This is a genomic window from Flavobacterium tructae (assembly GCF_001853485.1).
Lineage (GTDB): Bacteria > Bacteroidota > Bacteroidia > Flavobacteriales > Flavobacteriaceae > Flavobacterium > Flavobacterium tructae.
On record NZ_MIKE01000010.1, the window covers coordinates 1 to 9,567 of the forward strand.

Sequence of the window (9,567 nt, forward strand, 5' to 3'; positions counted from 1 at the left end):
CTATCTCCCAAATAGAAGCATCAAACGAAATACTCGCAAATTGCAGACAGCTATCCTTATTGGTAATTGAAAAAGCAGAAATCTGAGATAGTATTGTATTGACAATATTTCGATGTTCAATCATTACTCCTTTTGGTTTACCTGTACTACCCGAAGTGTAAATAATGTATGCCAAATTATCAGGGCTGGTATTTATTTCAGGTAAGTCATCAGAGTAATCGGAGCAATTCTTTTTGAATGTTTCCAGTACTAAATCATCTATAATAATAGAACAGTTACTGTCTTTCTTTATGTATTCTTTTCTTTCCTCAGGATGATTCGGATCTATCGGAACATAAGTTGCGCCAATTTTTAATATTGCTAAAAATGAAACAATTAACCAATCACTACGGTCTAAAACAACTCCAATTTGACTGCCCTTATTTACGTCATTACTAGATAATAAATAATGCGCCAACTGATTGGAGCGTTTATCCAATTCTTTATAACTTATTCTCTCCTCTTCATAAACTACTGCAATATCATCTTGAGATTTTTTAACTTGTTCAGCAAATAAATCTGTTAGTGTTTTATCTTTTGGGTATGTGACATTTGTATTATTGAATTCATATAATAATTGATGCTCCTCCTTGGTTGTAAGCATAGAGAGACTGCTTATTGGTTGCGCGATATTATCTGCAATATTTACCAATAATTCCTGATAATGCAGTAGCATTCGATCTATTGTAGACTTCTCAAATAAAGCCGTACAATATACCATATCGAATGAAACACAATTATCACTTTCAGAAGCATTTAATGCTAAATCAAATTTAGAAGTAATTGTATCAAACTCATATCTTGATAACGTAACTCTTTCTAAAGCTTCTCCATCTTCTTCAGATGCATTAGATGCATTCTGTAATGCAAATAATACCTGAAACAATGGTGTCATACTCATATCCCGAGTCGTAATCACCCGATCGACTACTTTTTCAAATGGTGTGAGTTGATGATCGTATCCTTCCAAAGTTGTCTGCTTCACTTTTACCAATACCTCCCTGAAACTTGGGTCACCACTTAAATCACTACGAAGGGCTAAGGTATTCACAAAAAAACCGATCATACCTTCTAACTCTGACTGAGTTCGATTGGCTATTGGCGTTCCTACACAAATATCTTTTTGACCACTATATCGAGATAACAATACTTTAAAAGCTGTTAACAAGAACATAAACAAGGTAACCCCTTCTTTTTGACAGATCAAATTTAATGAATCACTCAACTCTTTAGTTAATTCTAAAGAAACACTGGCTCCTGCATTACTCTGTATCGAAGGACGAACATAATCTGTTGGCAAGGATAATGTACTTACATCGCTAAGTTTTCTTTCCCAATACGATAACTGATCCTCTAAAACAGCACCTTCTAAATATTTGCGCTGCCAAATGGCATAATCGGCATATTGCAAACTAAGCTCTGGTAAAATTGCCGGGCGACCCGAGTGCAAAGCATTGTACAATTCTATAAATTCATTTGTCAAAATTCCCTCTGACCAGCCATCACTTGCAATATGATGAAAAACAATTGCTAAAACATATTGCTTGTTTCCCAGATCATACAAACATGATCTTAATTTGTAATCTTTAGATAAATCAAAAGGTTTATTCAGATAATCCTGCAGACTGCTTTCAAGCATTGATGCATCCTTCATTTCCAACTGATCAAGCGACCAGCCCTCTGTGCTGATAATTTCCTGATAACCGATTCCGTTTTCTGATAAAAGCATGCTGCGTAAGACTTCATGACGCGAAACAATCTCATGCAGGGTTTGTTCCAATATCGATAGATCTAATGCTCCCTCTAAACAAAGAACTGTAGGAATATGATATTCGATACTGCCTTGCAACTGATCCAAAAACCATAAACGTTCCTGGCTAAACGATAAAGGAATCTGCTTGATAGAATCTCGATCGTAAGGAGTAACTTTAGGTAACGTTTTTTTTCTGCTTTTTATGTGACCTTCCTCAATATATTTAACTATTTGAACTTTATTATCTTTTATTTTTTGTAATAAATCGGTATCAATAGAAGCCACTGATTTAACTGTTAAGTTTCCCTTGTTTACTTCTATTTTTACTTTTTTGTTATGAGCTTCTTTTAAAATACTTAAAATTTCTATATTCATGTTTTAAAATTATATTTCTATAGTTACATTGTAGTTTTCACTGTCTTCATGATCCTCATTAAAATCTTGTTCAAAAAATTCAATAAGCGATGCCAACTCTACAATTGTTGCATGTTCAAATACTTCGCGGATGGATACTTCTATCATCAAAGCCTTACGGATCATCGAAACTAAACGCGTAGCGAGTAAACTATGACCTCCGAGCTCGAAAAAGTTATCATAAATTCCTATTTGTTCTACGCCTAACAGGTTTTGCCAGATTGCTGCTAATTTGGTTTCTGTCTCATTACGCGGAGCGACATATTCGGTACTCGATAAGTCTGAACCATCCGGATCCGGCAATGCTTTTTTATCCAGCTTTCCGTTACTGGTGAGCGGCATTTTTTCTAAAGTCACCCACAATTGAGGAACCATGTATTCCGGTAAGCTTAATTTTAATTGGTTTTGTAATGTCTCTTTGTTCAATTCTCCTTCTAAAACTACATAACCTACCAGACGTTTATTGCCTGCTGTATCTTCTTTGGCCAAAACACAACATTGGTTTACGCCCGCTAAAGAAGATAAGGCGTTTTCGATCTCCCCTAATTCTATTCTATAGCCGCGGATTTTAACCTGATCGTCTTTTCTGCCAATATATTCTATGTTACCATCCGGAAGCCAACGCGCTAAATCGCCTGTCTTGTAAATTCGCTCTCCCTCTTTGAATGGATTTGCTATAAATTTTTCCTTTGTTAATTCTTCCTTGTTCAAATATCCTCGGGCGACCTGAGCTCCTCCGATACACAATTCGCCAATTACACCTATTGGTACTAATTGATTTTGATGATCTAAAACATATAAACTGGTATTGGCTACCGGTTTTCCAATTAAAACCTGAGATAAGACATCTTCCAGAGGCACTTCCCATGAACTCACATCAATTGCAGCTTCTGTAGGACCGTATAAGTTATCTAATCGAACATTCCTGAATTTTTCTTTAAATAAGAGTACCTGATCTACTTGTAAAGCCTCTCCACTACACAGAACCTGTTTTAACGATTTACAGTCTCCTAAGTTAATATCTTCTAAGAAAACTCTCAACATCGAAGGAACAAAATGAATCGTCGTGATGTTTTCCTTTTCTATAATCTGTTTTAAATATTCAACATCTTTATGTCCTTCGGGTTTGGCAAAAACCAATCGTGCTCCACAGCTAATAGCCCATAAAAATTCCCATACCGACACATCAAAACTAAAAGAGGTTTTCTGTAAAATTGCATCATCACTCTTAAGCTGATAATGGGATTGTGTCCATAATAGACGATTCACAATACCACTATGTTCATTCATCACTCCCTTGGGTGTACCGGTACTTCCTGAGGTATATATCACATACGCTAAATTAGAGGCTGTCAATACAGTACTAAGCGCTGTTGTTGGATACCCTGAGATAAGATCCCAATCTTTATCCAGACACAGAACGGATAATTCTTCATCTCTGTTTATAACATTACAACTGGTTTGACTGCTTACAACCAAATCAATACCAGCATCTTTAAGCATATAAGCGATACGATCTGTTGGATACTCCGGATCAATAGGAACATAAGCGCCTCCTGATTTTAAGATCCCAAGGATACCAATTAGCATTTCTAAACTGCGCTCCAGACAGATCCCTACAAGAGCATCGGGTTTTACACCCTGCTCACGTAAATAATATGCCAATTGATTGGAACGTTGGTCTAATTCTTCGTAGGTTAGTTTTTCATCTTCATAAACAACTGCAACAGCCGTTGGTGTTTGTTTAACCTGCTCTTCGAATAAATCAACAATTGTTTTATCTGATGGATAGGCAGCTTCAGTGTTATTGAAAACATTCAATAATTGATGCTCTTCTGCCTGGCTAAGCATCGACAGAGTACTGATTGGTTGTTTGATATTGCCAACAATACTTTGCAATAATTCCTGATAATGCAGCAGCATACTCTCGATTGTAGCCTTATCAAATAAAGCTGTACAATAATTTACCGCTAATGAAATACCATTGTTATTTTCTGATGCACTAAATGTCAAATCAAACTTAGAACTAACCGTATCAAACTCATATTCAGAAATAATGATATCATGTAATTCGCTCTCTTTTTGGGCTTGATTATCTCCTTCATTTTGTAATACAAACATCACCTGAAACAACGGACTCATACTCCTATCACGGCTTGTAACCACACGATCTACCACCTTCTCAAATGGGGTTAATTGATGATCGTATCCCTCTAAAGTGGTTTGTTTTACTCTTGCTAATAAATTACTAAAACTCGGATCGCCGCTCAAATCACTGCGAAGGGCCAGAGTATTGACAAAAAAACCAATCATTCCTTCTAATTCCGCTTGCGTTCGATTTGCAATTGGTGTTCCGACACAAATGTCTTCCTGACCACTGTAACGCGACAACAAGATCTTAAAGGCAGATAATAAAAGCATAAACAAGGTTACTCCTTCTTCTTTACAAATAGCGTTTAATGATGCGCTCAGCTTCTGGTCTAAGACTAAAGAGACAGCTGCTCCTGCATTGCTCGGAACCGAAGGACGGGGATAATCTGTTGGTAAGGACAAAGTACTTACGCCACTTAGTTTGGATTCCCAGTACGACAACTGATCCTCTAAAACTGCTCCTTCTAAATAGTTACGCTGCCAAATCGCATAATCGGCATATTGTAAATGAAGTGTTGGTAGATTAGCGGTGCTGTTGGATTGCAAGGCGCTGTAAAGCTCCATAAATTCACGGATCAAAATTCCATCTGACCAGCCATCACTAGCGATATGATGGAAAACACAAGCCAACACATATTTCTGATTCCCTAAAGTGTATAAACACGCTCGCAGTTTGTAATCTTTCGATAAATCAAAAGGTTGGTTGATGTAGTCGGCGATCTGATTTTTTAAGACGAGTTCATCCGATATGATCTCCGTATCCAGTGACCAGCCTTCTGCACTGATGATTTGCTGATAAGCGATACCTTCTTCTGATAAGAGCATACTGCGTAAGACCTCATGACGCGAAACAATACCATGCAGGGTTTGTTCCAACAGCGATATCTCTAAAGCGCCTTCTAAACTCAAAACTATAGGAATGTGGTATTCGGTACTGCCCTGAAGCTGATCCAAAAACCATAGTCGTTCCTGACTAAACGATAAGGGAATTCGAACTCCTCTTTCTTGAGCAACAATAGTTGGTAGTAAAAGCTGTTTATCTCTTGACAACAAGAGTACTGAGATCTCAAAGATACTTTGATATTCAAAAACCTCATAGATTGACATTTCAACTTCAAACACTTTACGTATCATCGATATCATTCTAATGGCCAGTAAACTATGACCGCCCAACTCAAAGAAATTATCATAAACTCCTACTCGTTCTACGTCTAACAAATTCTGCCAGATTTCTGCTAATTGCGCTTCTGTTTCATTACGTGGCGCTATATATTCTTTACCGGATAAATCTGAGCTATCCGGGTCAGGTAATACCTTTTTATCAACTTTACCATTAGTGGTTAATGGAAAACTATCTAATGCTACCCACAACTGAGGTACCATATAGTCCGGTAATTTCGATTTTAGTGATTCTTGTATCGATTGCTTATCAAAATCACCTTCAGATACAACATAACCTACCAGACGCTTGCTATCATTTGCTCCTTCCCTGGCCAATACACAACACTGTGTAATTCCTGCTAAAGAAAACAATACATTTTCGATCTCGCCTAACTCTATTCGATATCCGCGTATTTTAACCTGATCGTCTTTTCTGCCAATATATTCTATATTTCCATCAGGTAACCATTGGGCCAGATCACCTGTTTTGTATAGTCGTTCGCCTTCAATAAAAGGATTCTTTATAAACTTCTCTCTCGTTAAGTCATCTCTATTCAAATAGCCACGAGCTATACCAGCTCCTGATATGCATAATTCTCCAATTACTCCGATGGGAACTGTATTTTGACTATCATCAAGTATATAAATTTGGGTGTTGGCTATTGGTGTTCCTATAGGAACCGTTGTACCCATATCACCACTAAAGATAGTGGCGCAAATACTAGCTTCTGTAGGGCCATAAGCATTGATGTATTTTCCTGTTTTTGCAAATAACTTTGCCTGTTTTAATGGTGCTTGTTCTCCTGCTGTTATCAATGTTTTTATGCCAGATATTTGATTACAATCTAATAATGTTAAAAAGGCAGGTGGTAATGTGGCTATGGATATTTGATTTTTTGCAACATAATCGACAAAATAACTCACATCAAGTTTATTTCCTTCTTCTATTATATATAATTGTGATCCTGATAATAACGATATAAAAATCTCTGATATGGAAGCATCGAAAGAATGACTTGCAAATTGTAAACAACTATCAACTTCGGTTACTGAAAAAGCATTTATTTGTGATACTATTGTATTTACAATACTACCATGCTCGATCATAACTCCTTTTGGATTGCCTGTACTTCCGGAAGTATAAATTACATAAGCTAAATCTGAAGATTTAACATTACTAGTTTTTGAATCTACTTCTGTAACCTCTTTCGATATTTTTTCAAACTCGATGTCTATTGAAAATATCTTTGTATTATAGTCCATCACTTCAAATAAGCTTTCTGAATCTATAATTAATAATTTTACATTGGCATCTTCTATAATAAATGACTTACGTGTATCTGGATAATCTTTGTCAATTGGTAAATAACAAGCCCCTGATTTCATAATACCTAACATAGAAACAATTGACCATATATTACGATCTATCATTACTCCTACTATATCTTCTGATTCTAACTGACCTGTATTCTTTAAATAATACGCCAAACAATCTGATTGTTCATTTAGTTCTTTATAAGTTAATACTTCATCTTCAAACGCGACAGCAATATTATTTGGGGTTCTCTTAACCTGTTCTTCGAATAAATCAACTAGAGTCTTGTCTTTTGGATAAGCAACTTGGGTGTTATTAAATTCATAGAGTATTTGATGTTTTTCTTCAATAGATAACATCTCAAGCTTACTTATTGGTTCATTTAAATTTTTAATTATACTACTGATGATTTCTTCAAAATGAATGATCATAGATTGAATAGTATCACTTTTGAACAAATCTGTACAATATTCAATATTGAATAAAATCTCTTTTTCTGTCTCTACAGCATTAAATGAAATATCCAATATCGAACTTATATGATCTCTTTCATAGCTGTCTATCGTTATTTGATCTAAAAATGCTTCTGTTGATCTTGGAGTATTATCTAATAAAAATTTTACCTGGAACAAAGGGCTCATACTCGTATCCCGAGTTGTCATCACCCTGTCTACAATTTTTTCAAATGGAGCACTCTGGTTATTATAAGCACTTAAAGTTGTTTCTTTAACCTGAACTAATAAATCCTTAAAGGAACTTTGAGAATCTATCCTAGTGCGAATCGTTAGATTATTAATAAAAAATCCTATTACTCCTTCTAATTCAGCCTGTGTTCTATTGGCTATAGGCGTACCAACGCAAATATCCTCTTGTCCGCTATATTTATATAACAACACTTTGAAAGCCGATAATAACAGCATAAACATCGTAACCCCTTCCGATTTGCAAATTGAGTCTAATGCAACTTTTTCTTCTTGATTTATATGAAATGACATACTCCCTCCTGATCTACTCTGAATCGATGGTCGCACATAGTCTGTAGGTAGCAATAATGGTAATACTCCTTGCAATTGATCATCCCAATAACTCAACTGGGTCTCCAAAACTTCCCCTGAAATATATTTACGCTGCCAAATAGCATAATCCGTATACTGGATTGGTAACGTAGGTAAATTTGGATTCCTGCCTTGAGTCATGGCATTGTACAGTTCTATAAACTCATTCACCAAAATTCCCTCCGACCAGCCATCACTGGCAATATGATGCAACACACATGCTAAGACATACTGCTCGTTGCCCAAGTCATACAGGCAACTTCTTAACTTATAATCCTTCGATAAATTAAAGGGCTGGGCCAGATAACGATCCAGACTGTTTTCTAGTAAAGTTACATCAGATATTGCAAGCTGATCCAAAGACCAGCCTTCTGCACTGATGATTTGCTGATAACCGATACCTTCTTCTGATAACAGCATGCTGCGTAAGACTTCATGGCGCGAAACTATACAATGCAAGGTTTGTTCCAGTATCGATACGTCTAATGCGCCCTCTAAACGAAGAACAATAGGTACGTGATATTCTGTACTGCCTTGCAGCTGATCCAAAAACCATAATCGTTCCTGACTAAACGATAAAGGAATACGAGCCGGATGTTCTTCTGCAACAATACCTGGTAATAAAACCCCTTCAGATTGTGCCGCTATATGGGCTGCTAAGTCTGAGATTGTGGCATGTTCAAATACTTCGCGGATGGATACTTCTATCATCAAAGCCTTACGGATCATCGAAACTAAACGTGTAGCCAGTAAACTGTGACCTCCGAGCTCGAAAAAGTTATCATAAATTCCTATTTGTTCTACACCTAACAGGTTTTGCCAGATTGCTGCCAACTGCTCTTCTGTCTCATTACGCGGAGCGACATATTCTTTACTGGATAAGCCTGAAAAATCAGGATCTGGTAATGACTTTTTATCCAGCTTTCCGCTACCGGATAATGGCATTGTATCCAATGCCACCCACAATTGAGGAACCATATATTCCGGTAAGCTCAACTTTAATTGGTTTTGTAGTCGCTCTTTGTCTAATGCCTCTTCCAATACCACATAACCTACCAGACGTTTATTGCCTGCTGTATCTTCTTTGGCCAGAACACAACATTGGTTTACGCCCGCTAAAGAAGATAAGGCGTTTTCAATCTCCCCTAATTCTATTCGATAGCCGCGAATTTTAACCTGATCGTCTTTTCTGCCAATGTATTCTATGTTGCCATCCGGAAGCCAACGCGCTAAATCGCCTGTCTTGTAAATTCGCTCTCCCTCTTTAAATAGATTTGCTATAAATTTTTCCTTTGTTAATTCTTCCTTGTTCAAATATCCTCGGGCTACCTGAACTCCTCCAATACACAATTCGCCAATTACACCTATTGGTACTAATTGATTTTGATGATCTAAAACATATAAACTGGTATTGGCTACCGGTTTTCCAATTAAAACCTGAGATAAGACATCTTCCAGAGGTACTTCCCATGAACTCACTTCAATTGCAGCTTCTGTAGGACCGTATAAGTTATCTAATCGAACATTCCTGAATTTTTCCTTAAATAAGAGTACCTGATCTACTTGTAAAGCCTCTCCACTGCACAGAACCTGTTTTAACGATTTACAGTCTCCTAAGTTAATATCTTCTAAGAAAACCCTCAGCATCGAAGGAACAAAATGGATTGTCGTGATGTTTT

General features: G+C 36.7%; 2 protein-coding genes. Both read right to left on the reverse strand.

The window, feature by feature from the left end; genetic code table 11:
* Positions 1-2,167 (reverse strand): non-ribosomal peptide synthetase (locus BHE19_RS02160; RefSeq protein WP_165607899.1); only part of this gene is annotated, 2,167 nt, incomplete at its 3' end.
* A 9-nt stretch (positions 2,168-2,176) separates the two neighbouring features.
* On the reverse strand, positions 2,177-9,562 hold the full coding sequence (locus BHE19_RS02165; protein ID WP_317040039.1) for a non-ribosomal peptide synthetase: 7,386 nt from the start codon (positions 9,560-9,562) through the stop codon (positions 2,177-2,179).
* Positions 9,563-9,567: the final 5 nt, after the last annotated feature.